Annotated in this window: 19 protein-coding genes and 2 rRNA genes; 12 read left to right on the top strand and 9 right to left on the bottom strand. The window is 33.9% G+C overall.

What is annotated here, in order from left to right:
- Positions 1–38: 38 nt before the first annotated feature.
- From HW275_RS03630 to HW275_RS03650, 5 genes are all read right to left on the bottom strand, one after another.
- Positions 39–2943 (bottom strand): 23S ribosomal RNA (locus HW275_RS03630).
- Between the two features lie 108 nt (positions 2944–3051).
- Positions 3052–4563 (bottom strand): 16S ribosomal RNA (locus HW275_RS03635).
- Together the 16S and 23S rRNA genes form the textbook arrangement of a ribosomal RNA operon.
- 326 nt (positions 4564–4889) lie before the next feature.
- Positions 4890–5525 (bottom strand): Holliday junction branch migration protein RuvA, encoded by a 636-nt coding sequence (gene ruvA, locus HW275_RS03640; protein WP_178935231.1) that lies wholly within the window; start codon positions 5523–5525, stop codon positions 4890–4892.
- Positions 5526–5587: 62 nt separating this feature from the next.
- Positions 5588–6373, bottom strand: a complete 786-nt coding sequence (murI, locus tag HW275_RS03645) for a glutamate racemase (RefSeq protein ID WP_178935232.1) — start codon at positions 6371–6373, stop codon at positions 5588–5590.
- A 94-nt stretch (positions 6374–6467) separates the two neighbouring features.
- Positions 6468–7706, bottom strand: coding sequence for a D-alanyl-D-alanine carboxypeptidase family protein (locus HW275_RS03650; protein ID WP_178935233.1), 1239 nt, complete (start codon positions 7704–7706; stop codon positions 6468–6470).
- A gap of 603 nt (positions 7707–8309) precedes the next feature.
- On the opposite strand from HW275_RS03650, the gene HW275_RS03655 reads away from it, so the two are divergent.
- From HW275_RS03655 to cobJ, 7 genes are all read left to right on the top strand, one after another.
- Positions 8310–8672: a DUF488 domain-containing protein gene (locus HW275_RS03655; protein ID WP_178935234.1), complete on the top strand. Its 363-nt coding sequence runs from the start codon at positions 8310–8312 to the stop codon at positions 8670–8672.
- A gap of 15 nt (positions 8673–8687) precedes the next feature.
- A complete protein-coding gene (locus tag HW275_RS03660) occupies positions 8688–9455 on the top strand; it encodes an NUDIX domain-containing protein (RefSeq protein WP_178935235.1) in 768 nt (255 codons plus the stop codon).
- A 43-nt stretch (positions 9456–9498) separates the two neighbouring features.
- Positions 9499–10473 (top strand): hypothetical protein, encoded by a 975-nt coding sequence (locus HW275_RS03665; RefSeq protein WP_178935236.1) that lies wholly within the window; start codon positions 9499–9501, stop codon positions 10471–10473.
- A gap of 49 nt (positions 10474–10522) precedes the next feature.
- Positions 10523–11536: a cobalt-precorrin 5A hydrolase gene (cbiG, locus tag HW275_RS03670; RefSeq protein WP_178935237.1), complete on the top strand. Its 1014-nt coding sequence runs from the start codon at positions 10523–10525 to the stop codon at positions 11534–11536.
- Between the two features lie 2 nt (positions 11537–11538).
- The gene (locus HW275_RS03675; RefSeq protein ID WP_178935238.1) at positions 11539–12051 is read left to right on the top strand and encodes an HXXEE domain-containing protein; all 513 of its coding nucleotides are present in this window, start codon (positions 11539–11541) and stop codon (positions 12049–12051) included.
- A gap of 178 nt (positions 12052–12229) precedes the next feature.
- Positions 12230–13600, top strand: a complete 1371-nt coding sequence (locus HW275_RS03680; protein WP_255460006.1) for a hypothetical protein — start codon at positions 12230–12232, stop codon at positions 13598–13600.
- A gap of 49 nt (positions 13601–13649) precedes the next feature.
- The gene (gene cobJ / locus HW275_RS03685) at positions 13650–14399 is read left to right on the top strand and encodes a precorrin-3B C(17)-methyltransferase (RefSeq protein ID WP_178935240.1); all 750 of its coding nucleotides are present in this window, start codon (positions 13650–13652) and stop codon (positions 14397–14399) included.
- A 117-nt stretch (positions 14400–14516) separates the two neighbouring features.
- Here the strand turns inward: cobJ and HW275_RS03690 are convergent, their stop codons facing one another.
- From HW275_RS03690 to HW275_RS03705, 4 genes are all read right to left on the bottom strand, one after another.
- On the bottom strand, positions 14517–14900 hold the full coding sequence (locus tag HW275_RS03690) for a DUF956 family protein (RefSeq protein WP_178935241.1): 384 nt from the start codon (positions 14898–14900) through the stop codon (positions 14517–14519).
- Between the two features lie 196 nt (positions 14901–15096).
- The gene (locus HW275_RS03695; RefSeq protein WP_178935243.1) at positions 15097–16014 is read right to left on the bottom strand and encodes a PTS system mannose/fructose/sorbose family transporter subunit IID; all 918 of its coding nucleotides are present in this window, start codon (positions 16012–16014) and stop codon (positions 15097–15099) included.
- 18 nt (positions 16015–16032) lie between these two features.
- On the bottom strand, positions 16033–16839 hold the full coding sequence (locus tag HW275_RS03700; protein WP_178935245.1) for a PTS mannose/fructose/sorbose transporter subunit IIC: 807 nt from the start codon (positions 16837–16839) through the stop codon (positions 16033–16035).
- Between the two features lie 15 nt (positions 16840–16854).
- A complete protein-coding gene (locus tag HW275_RS03705) occupies positions 16855–17844 on the bottom strand; it encodes a PTS sugar transporter subunit IIB (protein ID WP_178935247.1) in 990 nt (329 codons plus the stop codon).
- 516 nt (positions 17845–18360) lie between these two features.
- Here HW275_RS03705 and metF point away from each other — a divergent pair.
- The 5 genes from metF to sufC all read left to right on the top strand — a co-directional run bounded on the left by metF (position 18361) and on the right by sufC (position 22790).
- Positions 18361–19236: a methylenetetrahydrofolate reductase [NAD(P)H] gene (gene metF / locus HW275_RS03710; protein WP_178935249.1), complete on the top strand. Its 876-nt coding sequence runs from the start codon at positions 18361–18363 to the stop codon at positions 19234–19236.
- Positions 19237–19378: 142 nt separating this feature from the next.
- Positions 19379–20191 carry a pyridoxine/pyridoxal/pyridoxamine kinase gene (pdxK, locus tag HW275_RS03715; RefSeq protein ID WP_178935251.1) on the top strand — a complete coding sequence of 271 codons (813 nt, stop codon included), beginning with the start codon at positions 19379–19381 and terminating at the stop codon, positions 20189–20191.
- A gap of 149 nt (positions 20192–20340) precedes the next feature.
- A complete protein-coding gene (locus HW275_RS03720; protein ID WP_178935253.1) occupies positions 20341–20865 on the top strand; it encodes a HEAT repeat domain-containing protein in 525 nt (174 codons plus the stop codon).
- Positions 20866–20903: 38 nt separating this feature from the next.
- A complete protein-coding gene (locus HW275_RS03725) occupies positions 20904–21794 on the top strand; it encodes an immunity 49 family protein (protein WP_178935255.1) in 891 nt (296 codons plus the stop codon).
- Positions 21795–22043: 249 nt separating this feature from the next.
- Positions 22044–22790, top strand: a complete 747-nt coding sequence (gene sufC / locus HW275_RS03730; RefSeq protein WP_178935257.1) for a Fe-S cluster assembly ATPase SufC — start codon at positions 22044–22046, stop codon at positions 22788–22790.
- Positions 22791–22800: the final 10 nt, after the last annotated feature.

Raw genomic sequence — 22800 nt, forward strand, 5'->3', positions numbered from 1 at the left:
TAAGACAATGAGAAATAAATAGTAGCAGTAAAAGATCAACTAAAAAGCGGATGTAATATTAGTACCAGTCAGCTGAATGCATTGCTGCACTTACACCCCTGGCCTATCAGCCATGTGTTCTCCATGGATACTGCGAACACTCATCTCAAAGCCGGCTTCCCGCTTAGATGCTTTCAGCGGTTATCCGTTCCAGACGTGACTACCCAGCCATGCCACTGGCGTGACAACTGGTACATCAGAGGTCTGTCCAACCCGGTCCTCTCGTACTAAGGTCAGAACTTTTCAGTATTCAGGCGCCTGCAGTGGATAGGGACCGAACTGTCTCACGACGTTCTGAACCCAGCTCGCGTGCCTCTTTAATGGGCGAACAGCCCAACCCTTGGGACCTTCTCCAGCCCCAGGATGAGACGAGCCGACATCGAGGTGCCAAACACTTCCGTCGATATGGACTCTTGGGAAGTATCAGCCTGTTATCCCCGGGGTAGCTTTTATCCGTTGAGCGACGGTCCTTCCATACGGGACCGCCGGATCACTAACTCCCACTTTCGTGCCTGCTCGACCCGTCAGTCTTGCAGTCAAGCTCCCTTATGCGTTTGCACTCTTAGGCTGATTTCCATCCAGCCTGAGGGAACCTTTGAACGCCTCCGTTACTCTTTTGGAGGCGACCGCCCCAGTCAAACTGCCCATCTAGCACTGTCTCCGTCACCAGATTAGAATTCCGGCGGCATATGGTTGGTATTCCAACGGCGACTCAGCCAAGACTGACGCCTAGGCTTCACAGTCTCCCAACTATCCTATACACACACAGCCAGAACCCAATGCCAGACTACAGTAAAGCTCCACGGGGTCTTTCCGTCCTACTGCAGGTAGCCGGTATCTTCACCGGCATTACAACTTCACCAGGTCTCCAGCCAAGACAGCTCCCAAATCATTTCACCATTCGTGCAGGTCGGAACTTACCCGACAAGGAATTTCGCTACCTTAGGACCGTTATAGTTACGGCCGCCGTTCACCGGGGCTTCAAATCGGATCTCTCAATCCTCCTCTTAACCTTCCGGCACTGGGCAGGTGTCAGCCCATATACGTCGCCTTCCGGCTTAGCATAGACCTGTGTTTTTGGTAAACAGTTGCTTGGGACTCTTCACTGCGGCCTGTTTCCCCTTGAGGTGTTTCTCCCCTCAGGTATGTCAGGCACCCCTTCTCCCGAAGTTACGGGGCTATTTTGCAGAGTTCCTTAGCTAGAGTTATCCTGTCGGCCTCAAGTTTCTCACTCTGTCCACCTGTGTCGGTTTACAGTACGGGCACTATTTCTCATCGATAGAAGTTTTTCTCGGCAGTGTAGGATCTGTGGCTTATGCCAATGCACTTCCCCATCAGGTCTCACATTTAGACACGCGGATTTGCCTGCGTGTCCATGCTGCGCCCTTGGAAAGGCTATTCCGTCAGCCTTCCCACATACCTTCCTGCGTCACTCCGTCTCTCGGGCGATAATAGTGGTACAGGAATATTAACCTGTTTTCCATTCGCCATCACAGTTTTGCTTATGCTTAGGTCCCGACTTCCCCAGGGCGGACAAACCTTCCCCTGGAAACCTTGGACTTCCGGCCGGTGGGATTCTCGCCCGCCTTCTCGCTACTCATTCCTGCATTCTCGCTTCTGATGCCTCCAGGAAGCCTTGCGGCGTCCCTTCGACGGCCTACAGAACGCTCTCCTACCAGGCGTGTGGACACGCCTCCGCAGCTTCGGTTTATGTCTTAGCCCCGTTACATCTTCGGCGCAGATGCTCTCGACCAGTGAGCTGTTACGCACTCTTTCAAGGCATGGCTGCTTCTAAGCCAACCTCCTGGTTGTCTGTGAACATCCACCTCCTTTCCCACTTAGACATAATTAGGGACCTTAGCTGGCGGTCTGGGCTGTTCCCCTCTCGTCCATGGACCTTGTCATCCATGGACTCACTCCTGACGATCAATATACGGTATTCGAAGTTTGCTTGGTTTCGGTAAGCAGTACGCCCCCTAGACCATACAGTGCTCTACCCCCGCATATCTTGGCGTCAAGGCTACACCTAAATGCATTTCGGAGAGAACGAGCTATCTCCTAGTTCGATTGGCTTTTCACCCCTAGACCTGCCTCATCTCCCAACTTTTCAACGGCGGTGAGTTCGGCCCTCCACTGAGTCTTACCTCAGCTTCAGCCTGGACAGGCCTAGATCACTAGGTTTCGCGTCTATGACTGGCGACTTAACGCCCTATTGAGACTCGGTTTCCCTTCGGCTCCGCTTTATTAACCTTGCCACCAATCATAACTCGCAGGATGATTAACCAAAATCCACGCAGTCACACATAAAGTGCTCCTACCGTTTGTAGGCACACGGTTTCAAATTCTGTTTCACTCCCTTGCTCAGGGTTCTTTTCACCTTTCCCTCACGGTACTCTCCACTATCGGTCAACAGCAGTATTTAGCCTTGCGTGACATGGTCCACGCTGATTCACGCCAGATTCCTCGTGCCTGACGCTACTCGGGTGCTTCCAGTCGCCATATGCGCTTCACGCCCTACAGGACTTTCACCTTCTTTGGTTCAGCTTCCCAGCTGATTCCGCTTACATGCATATGGCTTAAACATTATGACAATCCGTTAATGGAAGTCCCACGACCCCGTGCCAGCAACGCTGTCCGCTTGGCGCTGGCACGGTTTAGGCTTCTCCCCGTTCGCTCGCCGCTACTCAGGGAATCGTTTTTACTTTCCTTTCCTCCCGCTACTTAGATGTTTCAGTTCGCGGGCTTACCGTTTTCACGCATATCCTCCAGATATGCAGGTTTGCCCATTCGGAAATCCGGGGATTAACGACTATGTGCGTCTACTCCCGGCTTATCGCAGCTTATCACGTCCTTCATCGGCTGCTGTTGCCTAGGCATCCTCCGTGTGCCCTTGTTAGCTTTTTCTCCAGAATAACTTTTACTCCAGTTCATTGTAATCTTTTACCTACTATTCATTTCCCATTGTCCTGAACAGAGACATAAGAAGAAGCAGCTAGTGAACTGGCTCCTTAGAAAGGAGGTGATCCATCCGCACCTTCCGGTACGGATACCTTGTTACGACTTCACCCCAATCACTGTCCACACCTTAGACGCCTTCCCCCTTGCGGTTGGACCGGCGGCTTCAGGTGCAGACAGCTCTCGTGGTGTGACGGGCGGTGTGTACAAGACCCGAGAACGTATTCACCGCAGCATTGCTGATCTGCGATTACTAGCGATTCCAGCTTCATGAAGCCGAGTTGCAGGCTTCAATCCGAACTTGGACCGGCTTTGCAGGTTCGCTTGGCGTCGCCGCCTCGCAGCTCTCTGTACCGGCCATTGTAGCACGTGTGTAGCCCAGATCATAAGGGGCATGATGACTTGACGTCATCCCCACCTTCCTCCTGCTCTTCGCAGGCAGTCTCGCCAGAGTCCCCAACCTAATGATGGCAACTGGCGATAGGGGTTGCGCTCGTTGCGGGACTTAACCCAACATCTCACGACACGAGCTGTCGACAGCCATGCACCACCTGTCTCTGCGTTCCCGAGGGCACTGCCCGCTCTCGCGGGCATCCGCAGGATGTCAAGATCTGGTAAGGTTCCTCGCGTTGCGTCGAATTAAACCACATGCTCCACCGCTTGTGCGGGTCCCCGTCAATTCCTTTGAGTTTCAGCCTTGCGGCCGTACTCCCCAGGCGGATTACTTATCGCATTAGCTTCGGCACGGACACTCTTCATGCCCACACCCAGTAATCATCGTTTACGGCCGGGACTACCAGGGTATCTAATCCTGTTCGCTCCCCCGGCTTTCGCACTTCAGCGTCAGTTGCCGTCCAGTGAACTATCTTCATCATCGGCATTCCTGCACATATCTACGAATTTCACCTCTACTCGTGCAGTTCCGTCCACCTCTCCAGCACTCTAGCCACGCAGTTTCCAGGGCAGGCCTGCGGTTGAGCCGCAGGTTTTCACCCCAGACTTGCCTGGCCGCCTAGATGCCCTTTATGCCCAATAATTCCGGATAACGCTTGCGACATACGTATTACCGCGGCTGCTGGCACGTATTTAGCCGTCGCTTCTTCTGCAGGTACCGTCACTTGCTTCTTCCCTGCTGAAAGCACTTTACAGCCCGAAAGCCTTCTTCGTGCACACAGAATTGCTGGATCAGGGTTGCCCCCATTGTCCAATATTCCCCACTGCTGCCTCCCGTAGGAGTAAGGGCCGTATCTCAGTCCCCTTGTGGCCGTTCACCCTCTCAGGCCGGCTACCTATCGTCGCCTTGGTGAGCCGTTACCTCACCAACAAGCTAATAGGACGCAAAGCTCTCCTGCAGCATCGCTTTTCATTGCCTGGCACATGCGTGCCGGCAACCGTATCAGGTGTTGTCAGTCGTTTCCGTCTGTTATCCCTGTCTGCAGGGCAAGTTCTTTACGCGCTACTCACCCGTCCGCCTTGGCTAGCCTGCGCAAGCGCAGATTCGCCAAAGACTTGCATGTGTTAAGCATTCTGTCAGCGTTCATCCTGAGCCAGGATCAAACTCTTCATTCAATATATCTTCATATATTTAATTTCACCTTTGTCTTGACGAGAATCTTATTTGCATAAGCATTCTTGACTTTTATCTATCTTTTACACATTATTGCTTCTTCTATTCTTATCTCAATTGTCCTTCGACACAGTTTTGTATCGACAAGATATATATTATCATAATTGGATTTCTTTGTCAACTACTTTTTTTCAAAAAATTTGGTTTTTTTCATATTTTTATTTGCAGTCTGTTTTTTATTTCTTAGAAGATACCTTAAAATCTAGTTTTTTAATTTATATATTAAGTATTTTGTGATTTAAATCTTTATTTACCTTTTAAATTCTTTTTATTTTTGAATCTTTTGTAAAATTATTTTTATGGCTTCACTTATATCTTTTACCTTTATTAATTCATTGTCTGTTATCCATTTTGCAACATTGGTATTTGTATATCCCAAAGATTCTAAAGCTAGCTTTAGATCTTCTTTCATTAATAACAATTCTGGATTTGAAGCATTTGATGTTATCAATTTACTTGATGATATATCGCTTATTTCTTCAATTGATTCTGCTAAATCCAGTTTTTTTACTTTATCTTTTAAGTCTAAAATTATTTTTTGCGCTTTTTTTACTCCTAGTCCTGGAACTCTTGTGAAAATTTTTGATTCATTTTCATTTACAATGTCAATAATTTCTCGTGTATTAAAAGTTGATAATATGGCAATTCCAAGCTTAGGTCCTACACCGCTTATAGTTATTAACGCCTTAAAAAGTTCTCTTTCATTTTGGGTTTTAAATCCATATAATGAAATATCATCTTCTTTTACATTTGTATAAATGTATAATTTTTCATCACTTCCAATATTATCTAACTTTTCAAAAGTTTTTAGAGATACATGAATTTTATATGCTAAACCGTTTATATCTAAAGCTATATAATCAATTTTTTTTATTGTTAATTTTCCAGAAATGTATTCAAACATTTATTTCCTTTCCTTAAAATATTTTATAATTATTTTTATAGTGTGAGTGTTCATTTTTTATTTTATAGTTTTATCAGTTCCACTTCTTTAATATCTTCTTTTAAAAACATAATGCCAATTTCTTTAAATTTTTCCTGTCCATCTGTCACATAGTATTTTACCTCTTCATTTTTTTTAGCATCATTCTTTAAAAATTCATTTTTTTGTAAAATATTTTTTAAATCTAAAGCCGTTTCCTTTGCCGGATCCACTATTTTTATATTCGGATAAATTTTACTGATAGCGTCTTTTAATAAAGGATAATGAGTACATCCTAATATTAGCGTGTCAATTTTGCCTTCAAAATCATCAAGATATGTTTTTATTATTTGATTTACTAATTTCCCGCTTAAAATTCCTTCTTCTACTGCTGGCACAAAAAGTGGGCATGCTTTCTGAATAACTTCTGCCTTTGTGTTGAAAAGTTTTATCTCTTCTTTGTATTTTCCTGATTTTATCGTTGCTTTTGTCCCTATAACGCCGATTTTACCATTTTTTGTGGTATTTATTGCCGTTCTTGCACCTGCTTCAATTACTCCTATAATTGGGATTTTAAATATTTCCTTTAACTCGTTTAGAGCTAAGGCTGTTGCTGTATTGCAGGCCACTACAATAGCGCTCACGTTTTTTTCTAACAAAAATGCAACTATTTCTTTTGAATACCGGATAATTAATTCTTTTGTCTTTTCCCCATATGGAACTCTTGCAGTGTCTCCAAGATAATATATTTTTTCACTTGGAAGAACTTTTCTTATTTCCTTTAATACTGTAAGTCCTCCAATTCCAGAGTCAAATACACCAATTGACATTTTACTTCCTTTCCTTTAATAATCGTTATCTTCAAAATTATTAATTAAGCAATAAAATTGAGCCGTTAAAAAACAGCTCTTTTTTCTTTTTACTTTATTTCATAATTAATTCTCCACTGTAAGTTAATGTTCCGTCAGTTGCAACATATGTACCTACAATTTTTCCTACGCTTTTTCTAGTGATTCCTGAATTTAAATTTACTGTGTAATTTAAGTTAGGACGTTGAGTAGCTGTTATTTCAACATCTTTGGATGGATATAAGTTATATTTGCTATTTCCTATTGTTGCTGTTGCTATCACATCACTTTTGCTTATAATCTTCATTCTTTTAGCTGAATTTTCATTATTATTCTTTCTGAAGATCATATTGAAAAATTGTTCTATTTTATTGCCTTTTTGTGCACTTCCATTATTTTCAGCACTGTAACTGCTATTGGCAGCTGTGTTTTTATTAGTGTAGCCATTATTCACATTTGTTTTTCTTGCATAGCCATTTGCATAATAATCGTTTATTTCTTTTGCCCCTATTGCATTTCTGTCTTTTGCCCTGTTTGAACCTAAAATAATGGCTATCATTCTGTCATTTCCTCTATTTGCCGTTAAAACAATGTTAGAACCTGCCGCATTGTGGTAACCTGTTTTTATTCCATCCACTCCTAGTACATTTCCTAAAAGCGTATTTGTAGAAGTTACTTTTGTATTTCCATTGTCAACATAGTCTACTTTATTTTTTGAAAAATTTAAATACTCGCTATAGTCTTTTAACGTTATTTGAGCCAATTTATACAAATCACGTGCATTTCCCTGATCCATGCATGATCCTGTATAGCTAGGCGGCAATCCGTTTGGAGAACAGTATCTAAGTGAAGTTAATCCATAACTTCTAGCTTTTTCATTCATTGAATTTACAAAATTTGAAACATCTCCTCCAACGTACTCAGCAAGAGCATATGCCGCATTATTTGACGATTTAATAATTGTTGCTTTTAATAAATCTCTTACTGTATACTGCTTTCCAGCCGTTAATTTTATTCCATACGGAACTGAGGCAGCTTTAGATGAAACTGTCACTTTATCATCATATGAAATTTGTCCGCTTTTTATTTTATCCAGCGTCAATATTGATGTCATAATTTTAGTAACTGAGGCTAATGGACGAACTGCTAAACTGTTGTCTTCCTTTATAATATTCCCATTAACATCTCCTATTAGAAGTGCCTTATAGTCATGATAATCTTCCCCTTCAGCAAATGAAAATGCTGATACAGCCAAAAATGCCATAGAAAATATTAGTTTTTTACTTTTTTTTCCAAACTTTACTTTTTTTACCATTTTATTTTTCTTTCCTCTTTTCATATCTAATAATTTTTCCTAAAAAGTATTATAACATTTTCTTATTAGTTTTTCATTTGTAAATTTCTTGATAAAACTTGTTTAATTCGATTTATTGTGCTTTTTAAGTACTCCCAATCATAAAAATAATTCTTTATTATTTGTGCTGTTAGTTTGATAAATCACCTGGATTCCTTTAATAACATATTATAAAAAAATACTTTTAGGATTTCTCATAAAATAGTCATAACTTTTGAACTCAGTTTTAAAGTATTTTTATTATACATTTAGTAAAAATAGTTAATTATATTGATATAAAATTTAAGTAATAATTTAGAAGATTTTATTATGAACATTATAAAAAATTAACCGCTATTTCCATATTATTTTGAACAATACATAGCTTATAGTTTAAAACGAAAGCAGAAGGTTCTATGGTAAGCCATTGCTTTTTACATATTTTTACTTTAATTTTTAAGTGGATTGGTTATAATATTATTTTTTATAAGGCAAATTGGACTCATTACAAAATTTAAAAGTATTTTTTTAAAAAATATGATATAATTATAAAAAATATAAATCAAAAAAAAGGAAAGATTAAAAATGAATAAACTTAACTGGAAAAGAATTTATGAGAAACCTGAAAAAAATGATGGTTTTAGAGTGTTTGCAGACAGGCTATGGGCAAGGGGGATGAAAAAGGAAGATGCCAAAATTGATTACTGGGCAAAGGAAATTACACCTACAAAAGAACTCAGGGAAGATTATCACAAAGGAAGAATTAATTTTGAAACGTTTGCAGCGGGATATCTAAGCGAGCTGGAAAAAAATCCTGATTTTGACAACTTTTTACAAAAAATAAAAACCGAGCTGACTTCAAGAAATGTTACAATACTTTTTGCAAGCAAGACTCCTGAAATTAGTCATATTCCGATTTTAAAAAAGTATTTGGAAAATAAGTTGTAAAAAGAGGAGAAAAAGATGATTGCGACATTATGTTACCTTGAAAAAGATAATAAATATCTAATGCTATACAGAAATAAGAAAAAAATCGATATAAATAAAGGGAAATGGATTGGCGTTGGTGGAAAACTGGAAACAGGGGAAACACCTGAGCAATGTTTAATACGGGAAGTCCAGGAGGAAACAGGATACAAGCTGAACAGTTATAAATACAGAGGGCTTGTAATTTTTAATTACAATGAAGACGAGCCTTTATTCATGTATGTTTATACAAGTTCCGATTTTGCCGGGATGGAAAAGGAATGTGATGAGGGGGATTTGAAATGGATTCCGAAAAATGAAATTTTGGATTTGGAATTGTGGGAAGGCGACAAAATATTTTTAGAATTATTGTTTAAAAATACACCATTTTTTTATTTGACTTTAAATTATGAAAATGACAATTTATTGAGCTCAAAACTAGAATTTAAAGAAAAATACAGCTGTTTTGAAGTTTTTGTTCCAGAAAATTATGTGGAAAAAATTGTGGAAAACTTACAAAAATACAATCTTTTGACAGAAGGCTTTTATGCAGATGTTTATTCTACAATTGATGGAATTGGACATTGGAAAACTTTGGAAGGTGGGAATCCTTTTGACGGAGAAGTTGGAAAAGCGAGCGTTGCCAATGAAAAAATTATGAAATTTAGAGTAAAAAAAGAATTTGAGGAGCTGGCGTATTATTTAGTGAAGGAAGCACATCCTTATGAAACTGCGGTGATTAACGTCTTCAGAATGGAAGTGTAGAAAATTTTTTAGAAAAATAAAAAAATAGGAAGGAATATTTGTTATGAAAAAAATAATTTACACAATTACAGTTTTTTTAATAATCAATTTTGGCTTGAATGCGTATACTTTGCGGGAAAATGTTCAGGAAACACTTTCAAAAAGAGGAGTGAAGCAAAGCATAATTAATGAAACATCGGACTTTTTGCTAGATTCAAGAGGTGAAATGTCTATTATCCCACAGCAAAATGAAATTGCCAGTTTAATTGACAGAGCAGAAATGTTACTGAAAAAAGATAAAAATAATATCGTAATTAAGCAGTATCTATCGGCAATGTATTTGAAAAAAGGTGGAAATAAGAATACTTTAAAAGCACAAAAAATAAATGAAGAAAACTTAAAAGATAAAGGAATTACCGATTTTGAAAAATGGAGTGCAACAGGGCTATATTATTACCAAATAGGAGAAAAGAAAAAGGCTCAAGAATATTTTGACAAAATTAAAGAAAAATACAAGGAAGAACCTGCTGTCTATAATTTAATTGAAATAGTGATGATGGATATTGATGTATTAAGAGACAGCAAAAATTTTAACGAACTTATTGTAGATACAGCAACTAATGAAAAAAAAATGAAAGAAATGCAGGAAATATCTAAAAAACAAGTTGAAAAAATGAAAATAGTTAAGGATTTCTTTCAATCAGAAGAAAACAAAAGAGAATTTGGTGTTGTAGATGAGTTAGTTTACTCTTTTGATTTGTTATTAAATCTTTCGAAAATTAATGAGATAATGCAAAAAGATTTGAAACAGGATGGAGAATTTAAAATAAAAACTATAAAAGAAGCAACTGATTATTATTTAAAAAATGTTGCAAATAATGAAAAAATGACAGAAGATTCAATAAAATACAATATAATATTGGAAAATATGTATTTGAGAATAATGGTAATATTAGTGTCAGATGATGAAAAAGAAAGTGCAGAATTTTCAAAAAAATTAGAAAAAAGTAAACTTTATAGAATATTTGAAAAATTGTAAAAATAAGTATAAAAAATTGCTTAAAAATCAAATATGAAAAGGAGAAAAAATGAGAACAGCGATTTACTGTGTAAGTAAAACTGGTTATAAAACTTGTTTAAAAATAAAAGAGAATGTATACAATAATTTGCATATTTACGTATCAGGAAGAGTAGCTAACTTGCTAAATCTTGAAAATGAAAATAATGAAGATTTAATTGTAATAAATGAAAGAGTGCCAATTTTACTGGAAAAGACATTTAATAAATATGATTTACATATATTTGTCGCGGCAACTGGAGCAGTTGTCAGAATTATTGAAGGAAAATTTAAAAGCAAAGATACTGATCCTGCAGTTATAACGATTGATGATCACGCTAATTTTGTGATTTCATTGCTTTCAGGACATCTTGGAGGGGCAAATGAAGAATGTAAAAAAATTGCGGATGGAATTGGAGCGATCCCAGTAATTACAACAGCTTCTGATGTTGGTGGAAAAATTGCAGTTGACACATTGTCGCAAAAAATTAAAGCAAAATTGGAAAGTCTGGACGATGCCAAAAGAGTTACTTCGCTTATCGTAAATGGAGAAAATGTGAGCATTCATTTGCCAAAAAATATCGTAGAAAATGCCAAAAATTGTGCTGGAGCAATAATTGTCTCAAACAGAAAAAATATTGAAATTTCTAAAATTATTCCCAAAAATATTATTCTCGGAATCGGCTGCAAAAGAAATACACCGAAAGAAAAAATCATCGAAAAAATAAATTATGTAATGGAAACTCAAAATTTAGAAATGGACTCGATAAAAAAAGCCGCATCCGCTTGGGTAAAATCTGATGAAATTGGACTTTTAGAAGCAATGACTAAATTAAATATTCCAATAGAATTTTTTGGAAAAGAAAAAATTTTGGAAGTAGAAAATTTAGTTGAAGAGCGTTCAGAATTTGTAAAAAATCAAATCGGAGTATACGGAGTTTCCGAGCCTTGTGCCTATCTAGCTTCGAGTAGAAAAGGAAATTTTTTGGTAAAAAAAGTGAAGCTGGGAGAAGTTACGATTTCAATTTTTGAGGAGGAAATGTGAGAATGGAAATATATAAATTGTCATTTATAGCAATAGTATTATTTATGATACACGAATTTGAAGAAGTAATTTTTATAAAAAAATTTGTAGAGGAAAATAAAGTTGTAAAAGATATGAAAAATGAATTATTTATGAAGAAAAAGGGAAATTATCCATCTACAGAAACACTTTCATTAATGATTGCTGAAGAATTTATAATTTTATCAACATTACTTTTTATAGCAAGTGAGATTAGTATGTATGAAATAGTACTGTCATTATTTATTGTATATATTGCACATTTAGTACCTCATATGTATGATGCGCTTAGATATAGAAAATTTTCCCCAGGAAGTCGAACTTCTTTTATAATTTTCCCTTTAGGAATTTTAATAATCTGGAATGTTATTTTAAATAAAGAAATTAATTTAGTTATTTTAATTTTATGTGTTATAATAATTGGATTTCTGATGATCTTAAATTTACTATTTTTACATAAAATTAGTAAAAAAATTGATAGGTATCTGTGGAAATAAAAAAAATTATAAAAATATTTAAAATAAAAAATAGATTTAAAAAATATATAATCAATATAAAAAATTTAAAGAAAGGAGCTTGTATAATGTAACTATATTATACAAGTAAAATAACATGAAAAAAATATTTCTAATCATAGTCCTTTTTTTAATAAATCTAAATTTAGTCGCCTTAACAATGAAGGAAAAAATCCAGCAAGATTTGTCAAAAGCAGGTGTTAAACAAGAAATAATTGATGAAACTGTAAAATTGGATAAGAAATTTGGAGAAGGATTTGTAGAAGAAGATGGAGATGGGAAAAGGACAACTGAAAGTAAAGATGAATGGGAAAAACTTTATCAGAAAGATAAAAGAAATTATGTTGCCTTGGAAAGATTGATAGAATCGTATTTTGTGACTGGAATACCAAATGATTCTCAGAAGGAAAAATATATTTCAGAATATTTGAAAATGGATATTCCTGAAGATAGAAAAAATTTCGTTTTGGGAAGGGACTTCTGGAATTGTTCCAAAAACAAAGATACAAAAAATGAGTATTTTGAAAAAGTTAAAAAGATTAGCAATAATCAGTATTATTTGAAGGGAATAGATTTTTTTGAATATATATCAAAAGAAACGGAAAATATAAAAGAAGATGGAAATTCTAAGTTAATGAAACAGAAAATAGATGAAATAACGCAAAAAATGGATGAAATTGATAAAATACTTGATAATAAAAATTTGCTAGAAAAATACAGAATTTCTGATGAAGAAGCCTATTCTGATCAATTAACTTTTTTTATGGTTGGTGGTATTCTAAAAGCGGTTACAGGTGATACTGAAGGAATGGTCAATGATTTTATAAATAAAATTGCGAATAAACAGATTTCTAAGGAAGTGGCTGAGTATAATCAAAATAAAGAAATAATTACTACTTTGTTAATCAAAGTGACACTGGCTTTTAAAGAATTTTCTGGAGAGATAACAAAGGAAGGGAAAAACTTTGAAAAATTGATGAAAAGATTACAAGAAACTGAAATGTATAAAAGGCTTATGGAAAATACGGAAAAGGGTGAAACTATTGAAAACGATAGTTATTTAGAAGAAAAGAGAAAAAATTTTGAATCACTTTCAGATGATGATCAAATAAAACAAATTGTTAATCAAAAAAAATTTGACTATATCGAAACAAGAATAGATAAGGAGAAAAAGATTTTTGATTGGACATTTGGATGTGATGGATTAAATTGTAAACTTGTTTTTTTAGGAAAAAATAAAGATTTTGAGAAAAAAATAAAATTAAAAGATTTGAAAGAAAAAGAAAAAATTGTTAGAATTCTTATTTTTGGAAAAAGAGAAGAAGATGAAGAAATTTCAGAAGGAGTATTTTTAAGAAAAGGAACTGACAGTAAAGACAATAAATTTTATGTGTATGATGATGAAAATGAGGATAGAATATTAACAGTTTTTGCAGCTCAAAATGAAAATTTAGATTTTTTTAAATTTGCAAATGAAATATTGGGAGAAAATTATAAAAATATTGAAGCGAAATATGGTGGAAGAGATTAAAAATAATAAAATAAAAATTTATTAAAATATAGTAATTTAGGAGGAAAAAATGAATAAAAATGGGAAAATTTATGTAGTAGGAATCGGGCCGGGAAAAAAGGCAGATATGACTTTTAAGGCTTATGAAGCGATGGAAAAAAGTGATGTTATTGTTGGGTATAAAACTTATACTGACTTGATTAAGGAATATTTTCCAAATACGGAAATAAAAAGTTCAATTATGATGAAGGAAGTTGACAGATGTATTGAAGTTTTGGAACTTGCAAAATCTGGTAAAAATGTTGCTTTGATTAGCAGTGGAGATGCTGGAGTATACGGTATGGCTGGAATAATGTATGAAGTTATTGATGAAAAAGACGATGTGGAAATTGAAGTAATCGCAGGAGTTACAGCGGCAAACGCTGCAGCCGCAATCGTTGGAGCTCCAATTATGCACGATTATGTAACAATCAGCCTGAGCAACCTCCTGACAGACTGGAAATTAATAAAAAAACGTTTGGAACTGGCAGCACAGGGAGATTTTATCATAAGCTTATACAATCCAAAAAGCAAAGGAAGAACAACACAAATTACGGAAGCACAGCAAATTATGCTAAAATATAAATCAAAAGACACTCCTGTTGCAATTGTGAAAAACGCTGGACGTGAAAATGAAGAGCATGAAATTACAACACTTGAAAAAATGCTTGATTCTGAAATAAATATGCTTACAATCGTGTTAATTGGAAATTCAAATACATTTGTGAAAAAAGGGAAAATGGTTACACCTAGAGGGTATGAGAAAAAATATGAATATTAATGTTTTTTAAAGGGCTAACAGTAAAACTTTATGCAATTTATAAAAAAATTATTACTAAATAAACAAAAAAATTGGACTATCAAAAATATTAAGTTAGTCCATTTTTATTTTTCTAATCTATTTTTTTCTATTTTTCTTAAACCAGTCAAACACTCTTTTCAGTGATAAGACAGGTTTATTTCTCACAATCTTTTCATTTCCTAAAAAATCACGCATTGTCTTTAATGTTTTTCCAGCATTTTTTACAACGAAATTATATGAGCCAGCACTTTTAGTATCTATGAAAAAACCACGAATATATTTGTCTTTAAAAAAAATCTGTGCCCTTACTCTTACAATTTCTCCCCAAGGAATTTGAATATAGTCTTCAGGATTACGATTATTATAAAATTCGAAGGCTTTGTCTCCCACAAGTATATTTCCATTTTTATTTCCAATCATTCCTGATAGAGAATTTGCCTTTGTTGTAAATAACACTTTTGTATTCATTGAAATAGCCACTTTTATTCCTCATTTCTATAACTTCATTTATTATTAAAACTTTTGTAATCAAACAATAACTATAAATAAACAATCTGTTTTTAAAAAATTTTAAGTGTAAAATTAGAAAAAAGCTGGCTTTTTAGTTCCAACTTCTTTCTTTTACATAACTTTTTCAATTATTTAAAATTGAATTTTTAGCAGTTATTGCTTATTTTTAGAATATTCCAACCAAATGTCCTAGAATTCCCACTGCAAATAATCCAAAGATAATTACAATCGGACTTACTTTTCTCTTAAGCAGCCACATACATAAGAATGTCAATAATAAAGCTGCTAATCCTGGTACTAACTGATTTAAGTTATCTTGTAAAGTTGTTACTTTTTCAGGAGAAAGCGATAGCCCGCTTGCTACATCTCCAAGAATTTTTTGTAACTGAGTACCGTCTATAGGCCCTTTTGGAAATTCTATATAAGCTCCTTTTGATAAAGGAACTCTTGATACAACCATTGGGAAATTAATTGTTGTCCAACGTTGAACCAGTATTCCCATAACAAACATTCCTAAAATAGATGCTCCTTTAGTAATTGTTTGCAATAAACCACCTGACAAGTCTTTTGTAATTTCAGCACCTTTTTGGTAACCAAATTCTTGAGTATACCATAAAAAGGCTATACGGATTGCATTCCATACGATAAAGAAAAATAAAGGCGCTATCATTGATCCACCTGCCGCTAATGAAGCTGCAATTGCTCCTAAAATTGGACGTACTGTAAACCAGAATACAGGATCTCCAATTCCAGCAAGCGGTCCCATCATTCCAACTTTTACCCCTTGGATTGCCGCATCATCAACTGGAGCCCCGTTAGCTCTTTCTTCTTCTAAAGCAAGAGTTACTCCTAAAATTGGCGCAGCAATGTATGGGTGAGTGTTAAAGAACTCCAAATGTCTTTTTAACGCTGCTGAAGCATCATCTTTATTTGGATACAGTTTTTTTAATGCAGGAATTATAGCATAAGCCCATCCTCCATTTTGCATACGTTCATAGTTCCAAGAACCTTGAAGAAATTGTGAACGTAACATTATATTAAAACGATCTGATTTTTCTAATTTTATTTTATTATTTTCTGCCATTTCCTATTCCTCCTTTAATTAATAGTCATTTAAAATGTCACCTAGCGGATCTCCAGAAGAAGCTGAACCTCCATCTCCGCCACCATTACCTTTATTATTTGTAACATTTAAGTAAATAATAGCTGCACATACACCAATAATTCCAGTTGCAATCAATGTCAATTCATTTAATGGTGCTAATGCAAAACCTAGGAAGAAGAATGGCCATACTTCTTTATTTGCCATTAAGTTAATAACCATTGCGTACCCTACTGCTACAACAAATCCACCACCAATAGCCATTCCTTCAGTAAACCATTTTGGTAATGAACTTAATGCTCCCTGAATAACATCTGAAGGAACAAATAATAATAACAAAGCAGGAATAGCAATACGCAGCCCTTGACAGACAAGCGCTATCATATGCCATAATTCAACGCCTTTAAAGTTACCTTTTTCCGCTTCCCTATCAGCCTGGTGAACAATAACTACTGATAAAGTACGGACAACCATAGTTAAAACTAGTCCTGCAGTTGCAAGGGCAACAGCCGTTCCAATTACAGTACCCTGATCCTTAAAATTATTTTTTGCAAAAATTATAGCGGAAGCTACAGAAGCAAGAGCCGCATCAGGCGCAACAGCTGCCCCTACGTTTGCCCAACCCAAAGCCATTAATTGTAAAACTCCACCTAGCATAACACATTCTTTTATGTGCCCTGTCGCAACTCCAATTAACGAACATGCAATAATTGGCTGATGGAATTGGAACTGGTCAAGGATACCTTCCATTCCTGCTAGAAATGCGACGATTAATATTAAAATAATTGATAAAATATTAAAATCCATAATAACCTCCTAAAATTAAAGTTTTAATCCTTCGTTTTGTTTTTCTGAAATCAATTTAAATAAGTCTGCCCTCTTATCAGCAGCAACTTTTCTTACATCAAATTGAACACCTAAATCTCTAAGTTTCTTATAAGTGTCAACATCATTCTGATCCATTGAAAGTACATTGTTAACCATAACTTTTCCAACACTGTGTGCCATCGATCCTACATTTAGCTCTTTAATATCTACACCTTTTTCAATTACATAAAGCGCATCCTGAGGATTTTCAAATAGCAATAATGCTTTTGTATTTCCAAATCTTGGATCTTTTGAAATTGCTACTAATTTGTCAAGCGGTATGACGTGTGCACGTACACCTGGAGGTGCCGCCTGTTCAATTAATTTTTTACGTAATTCATCTTTTGAAACTGTGTCTGAAACAACAATTATTCTGTTTGGATTTGTAGCTTTTGTCCAGCTTGTTGCAACTTGTCCGTGTAACAGACGTGTGTCAATACGGGCTAGAACAAATTTTATTTTTCCATCTCCGATAACTGTTCCTTCTGGAATTGCTCCTTTTGGCGTGTCATCTTGAGCCGCTGCTTTTGCTGCTGCTTCTTTAGGCTGTAATTCTTCAGGACGAACCTTAACTTGATCTTTTCCTTCTGGAACAATAGCTTTTGCTACTTCATAAGCTGTATTTAAGTCTTCTCTTTCCGATAAAGCTGCTAACAGCATTGGCAAGTTAAGTCCTGCTACAATTGCTCTTTTTTCAGGTGCTTCTTCAAAAAAACGATTTGATTGGTTGAAAGGGCTTCCTCCCCATAAGTCAACTAAAAATAGAACTTCTTCAGTTCCTAGTTTAGCAATGGCATCTTGAATTTTTTTATATAAGTCATCTGGCCCTTCACTTGGCATAAATACAACTGATTCCAGCAATTCCGCCTCACCTAGAATCATTGAAGCCGACTGCTTTATACCAGCCGCAAATTCACCATGACTTGCAACGATAATTCCTACCATTTTGAACCTCCTTTTAAATAAAATATAATTTTTTGTATTTACTTTATATAATTTTAACTTCTTTTTCAATTTCTAAGAGTTTATTATTAAAATAAAAAGTAAATAATCTCATAGTATAAGTGTACCACATTTTTCCAGAAATTCAAGTATTTTATAAGAATTTTATAAAAAAAAATTAATGAGTATGGATTTTTAGTGGATTTTTTGATATTTTATAATATTTAAACAAATATAATTTGATACTAGCCTTAGTAATAGTTTTTGCAGTAAAAATTATAATTTTAAAAACGAATAATGCAAAAAACTTGTCTATTTTTGTCCTTGTATTTCTAATTCCCCAATAATTTTGTCTTAGTGTTACAGATTTCTTTCTTGCGATTGCCCTAAAAATATAGTTAAAAAATTTACAAAACAATTTTTTTGTAGTACAATATAAAAGAATTAGCTAAAAAGAGATAGAAATTTAGGAACTTTTAAAAACAATAAACTAGAAATACTTTAGATTAGGAGGTTTTAATGAAAATAAAAGATATGTTTGAACAAAAGGAGCATCTTATTTCCTTTGAGATTTTTCCACCAAACAAAAACTTTTCGCAGGAGAAATTAAAAAACGTTACAGCTGAACTGGTGGAGTGCAAGCCTGATTTTATCAGTGTTACGTATGGTGCAGGCGGAAAAACTAAAGGTGGAACTATTGAAATGGCTTCACACATCAAAAATAATTTGAAAACGGAAGTTCTGGCCCACTTGACTTGTGTTGGAAGTAAAAAAAGCGAGATTCACGATTATTTGCAGGAAGCAAAAAGTTGTAATATAAAAAATATTCTGGCGCTCCGTGGGGATGTACCACAGGGGGAAACAGAGGAAATTTATGACAAAGGCGACTATAAATATGCTTCTGAATTAATTAGCGACTTGAGAAGAAACAGTGAATTTAACGATTTTTCAATTGGAGGCGCATTTTATCCTGAAACTCACTATGAAAACAATGATCTGGTTGACTTGTTCCATCTGAAAAATAAAGTCGAAGCCGGGACAGATTTCTTGACTTCCCAAATGTTCTTTGACAATGATGTTTTTGTAAAATTTAAGGAGCAAGCTGAAAAACTAAATATAAAAGTACCTTTAGTTGCAGGAATTATGCCAGTTACAAATGCAAAGCAGATAAAAAGAATTATAGAACTGGCAAAATGCTCTGTACCTCACAAATTAGATAAATTATTGGAAAAATACGGAGATAATCCAGAATCTATGAAAAAGGCTGGAATAATGTACGCAAGTGAACAAATTATAGAATTATTAGCTTATGGAATCAAAGGAATTCATATTTATACAATGAATAAACCTGAAATAGCAAAAGAAATTATGAAAAATATTGAATTTGCAAGATAAATTTTAAATATTTATTTAACAAATTAATTTTTGAAATGTTTTGATTGTATAGATGTTTTTATCATATTATTTTTTATAAAAACAAGGGTTATTGATAATTTGAAACTGAAATAATTAAAAATACAAAACAGGAGGTAACATTATGTCTATTAAAAAAGTATTAACAATTGCAGGATCTGATACAAGCGGAGGAGCCGGTATACAGGCGGATCTGAAAACCTTTCAGGAAAGAGGAGTTTACGGGATGAACGCTCTCACAGTTATTGTTACAATGGATCCTAAAAATAGCTGGGCTCACAAAGTTTTTCCAATTGAATTGGACGTTATTAAGGAGCAAATTGATACTGTTATAAATGGAATTGGAGTGGATGCATTAAAAACTGGTATGCTTCCGACAGTTGAAATTATTGAATATGTAGGTTCTATTTTAAAAAATTGTAAAAATCCAGTTGTTATAGATCCCGTTATGGTGTGTAAAGTGAGCAGCGGCTCTACTGAAAATCTTTTCCCTGAAAATGTAATTGCCATGAAAAATCATTTATTGCCTTACGCAACTGTTGTTACTCCAAATCTATTTGAAGCAGCGCAGTTAGCTGGAATGGAAAAAATTGACACGCTTGAGGAAGCTAAGGAAGCGGCTAAAAAAATATGTGACTTAGGTGCAAAAAATGTTGTTATAAAAGGAAGAAAATTTTTCGCTGGAGAAAAATCAATTGATTTCTTATACGATGGAAAAGATTTTGAATTTTTTGAATCTGAAAAAATTGATACAGAATGGAATCATGGTGCAGGATGTACTTTCTCCGCCTCAATCACAGCAGAACTAGCAAAAGGTGCCACAGTAAGCGAAGCAGTTGCTACTACAAAAAAATTAATCACAGAAGCCTTGAAACAGTCTTTTAAATTAAACGACTATACTGGACCTTTAAATCATAAAGCATTTGCTTTAAAATAATAAATAATAAAAATATGTTTTTTAAAAAGTATTCTCTTTGGAGTAGGTGTTTAAGAGGATACTTTTTTTGTAAAATTTTAACTTATCATAAATTGCAATATTAAATGCAACATTTTTTTATCTGAAAATCAAATAGGAGAATATAAATAATGGAAAAAATTAGTCTTGAAGAATTGGAAAATTTGATGTGGAAAAAATATAAAAAACAAATAAATTTTCGACAGTTACAAAAGGAATTTTTAAAAAATGATGATGAAAGAATAGAGTATATAAAAACAGAGTTGGAACAAGCATATAATGAAAAAAATGGAGACAGCATAGATATTTTAATTTCAGCAATTTACATGTTCAAATTATATAGTGAAAAATTTGTTGATATTTTATGCAAATTAACAAAAGAAGAATGGCACGGAAAACATGAAGATATAGTATTTTATCTCCAACAAATGGAGTTACCTTATACAATAAACTGTATATACGAACTGGCAATTTCAAATTTTGAAAAATACCGTTGGGATGATAATTTTGCATTAGTGAGAAAATGTTGTTTTGCTTTAGGAGATATAAATACTCCTAAGGCGAAAGAAAAACTGAAACTATTGTTGCAAAGTGATGAAGAAATGATAAGAAAACATGCAATGAAGCAGTTGGAAAGATGTGATTTTTCAGATTAAGAAAATAATAAAAATTAGAGTGGAAATGAGGAATATAAGTGAATATTTTAATTGATGAACAAAAGTTCAAAGAAAATTATGAAATTTTATCTGATTATAAATTTGATTTTGAAATGGAAAAAAGATGTATAGATTACATTAAAAATAAAAAGGGAAATCAGTTATCCTGTATGAGAACATTATCATCAGAGTATAAAGTACTTGCTTCAAAAAAATTATTGATAGAAAATAATTTAAATTCTTTTAGGTTAAACTGTCATATTTCAGAAAAATTAAAAATTTTAGGAACTTCTAAAGAATCAAGACTTTATAAGGCTAGCTATAGTTTATTTGGATTAATTATGTCAAATAATAAAGAATGGATAAGTTTTTTAAAAAATAATTTAAACTATATAACTTCAAATGATTTTAATTCAAAAGAGAACACCTATATAAAATCAAAAGATTTACATCGAAATTCTTTTTTATCAAAAACAACTATTTTAGCACTATTAGGAGATTTTGAAGAAGTAGAAAAAAGAAGCAAAAAATATTTGGAAGAACCATTAACTAAAAGTTATTATGCATATACAAAATATGATTTTATGTTTTTTGAAGCATTAGTAAATAAAAATACAGAAAAAATGAAACGAGCAATACATAAATTATTAGAACCTAAAATAGCTAAAAAAATTCTTTTTGATACAGATATTAATTATAGTTTTTATTTGAATATTTATGTATTAATGTATTCTAAAATAGCATTATTACATGGATTTGACTTAGGAATTAATGATAAAACGGCTCCTAAAAATTTAATTGATAATACCTCACTACAAAGTTATGAAGAACCATACGATTTTATGAAAAAAATAGATTTGGTAACATTGACACCTGAAAAATGGATAGAATGGATAAAAGATTACTCAATAATTGTACCGATTACTTAATTTAAATATTAAAATAAAAATTATCATATAGAAAGGCATAAATAAATTATTTTCATAATTGATTTTATTACAATTTTTTGATAAAATATACAAGTCTAATTTGATTTGATAAACAAATAAATTTATGATAAAATTAGTTTAAAGGCTGAATAAAAAAATTGATATGTTTCACGTGAATTTTCAGTTTAATTAAATTGAATTTAGCAAAATCGGAGTATATTTATAAAAAATTTTGGAGGTAAAATTAATATGAGTTTGTTAGAATTGAAAAATGTAAAATCAGAAGTAGAGGGGAAGGAAATCTTAAAAGGACTGAACTTGACTATAAATAAAGGAGAAGTTCACGTAATTATGGGGCCTAATGGGGCAGGAAAATCTACGCTTGCAAGTATTCTTGTAGGGCACCCAAAACACGAGCTTGTTGACGGGGAAATTATTCTGGATGGAGAAAATATTAATGAAGATGCTGTAGACGAACGGGCTAAAAAGGGGATTTTCTTATCATTTCAATATCCAGAAGAAATACCAGGACTTACTGTGGAGGACTTTTTGAGAACAGCAAAAGAATCTGTTACTGGGAAAAAACAATATTTAATGCAGTTTCACAATGAACTAGTAGAAAAAATGGAAAAACTTCATATTAATCCCGAATATGCAGATAGACACTTAAATGTTGGATTTTCTGGTGGAGAAAAGAAAAAGAATGAAATTTTACAGATGGCAGTTTTAGAGCCAAAATTGGCTATTCTGGATGAAACTGATTCTGGACTTGATATTGATGCAACAAAAGTTGTATTTGAAGGTGTTCAAAAGTTAAAAACTAAAGATACAGCTTTACTTATAATTACTCACTATGACAAGGTTCTTGACTATTTGAAACCTGATTTTGTTCATATTCTGATGGATGGAAAAATTGTTAAGACAGGTGGACAGGAATTAGTAGAAAGTATTGAAAAAGATGGTTATGGAAAAATGAAAGAAGAGTTGGGATTATAAAATTTTAATA

The sequence above is a fragment of the Leptotrichia sp. oral taxon 223 genome, assembly GCF_013394795.1.
Lineage (GTDB): Bacteria > Fusobacteriota > Fusobacteriia > Fusobacteriales > Leptotrichiaceae > Leptotrichia.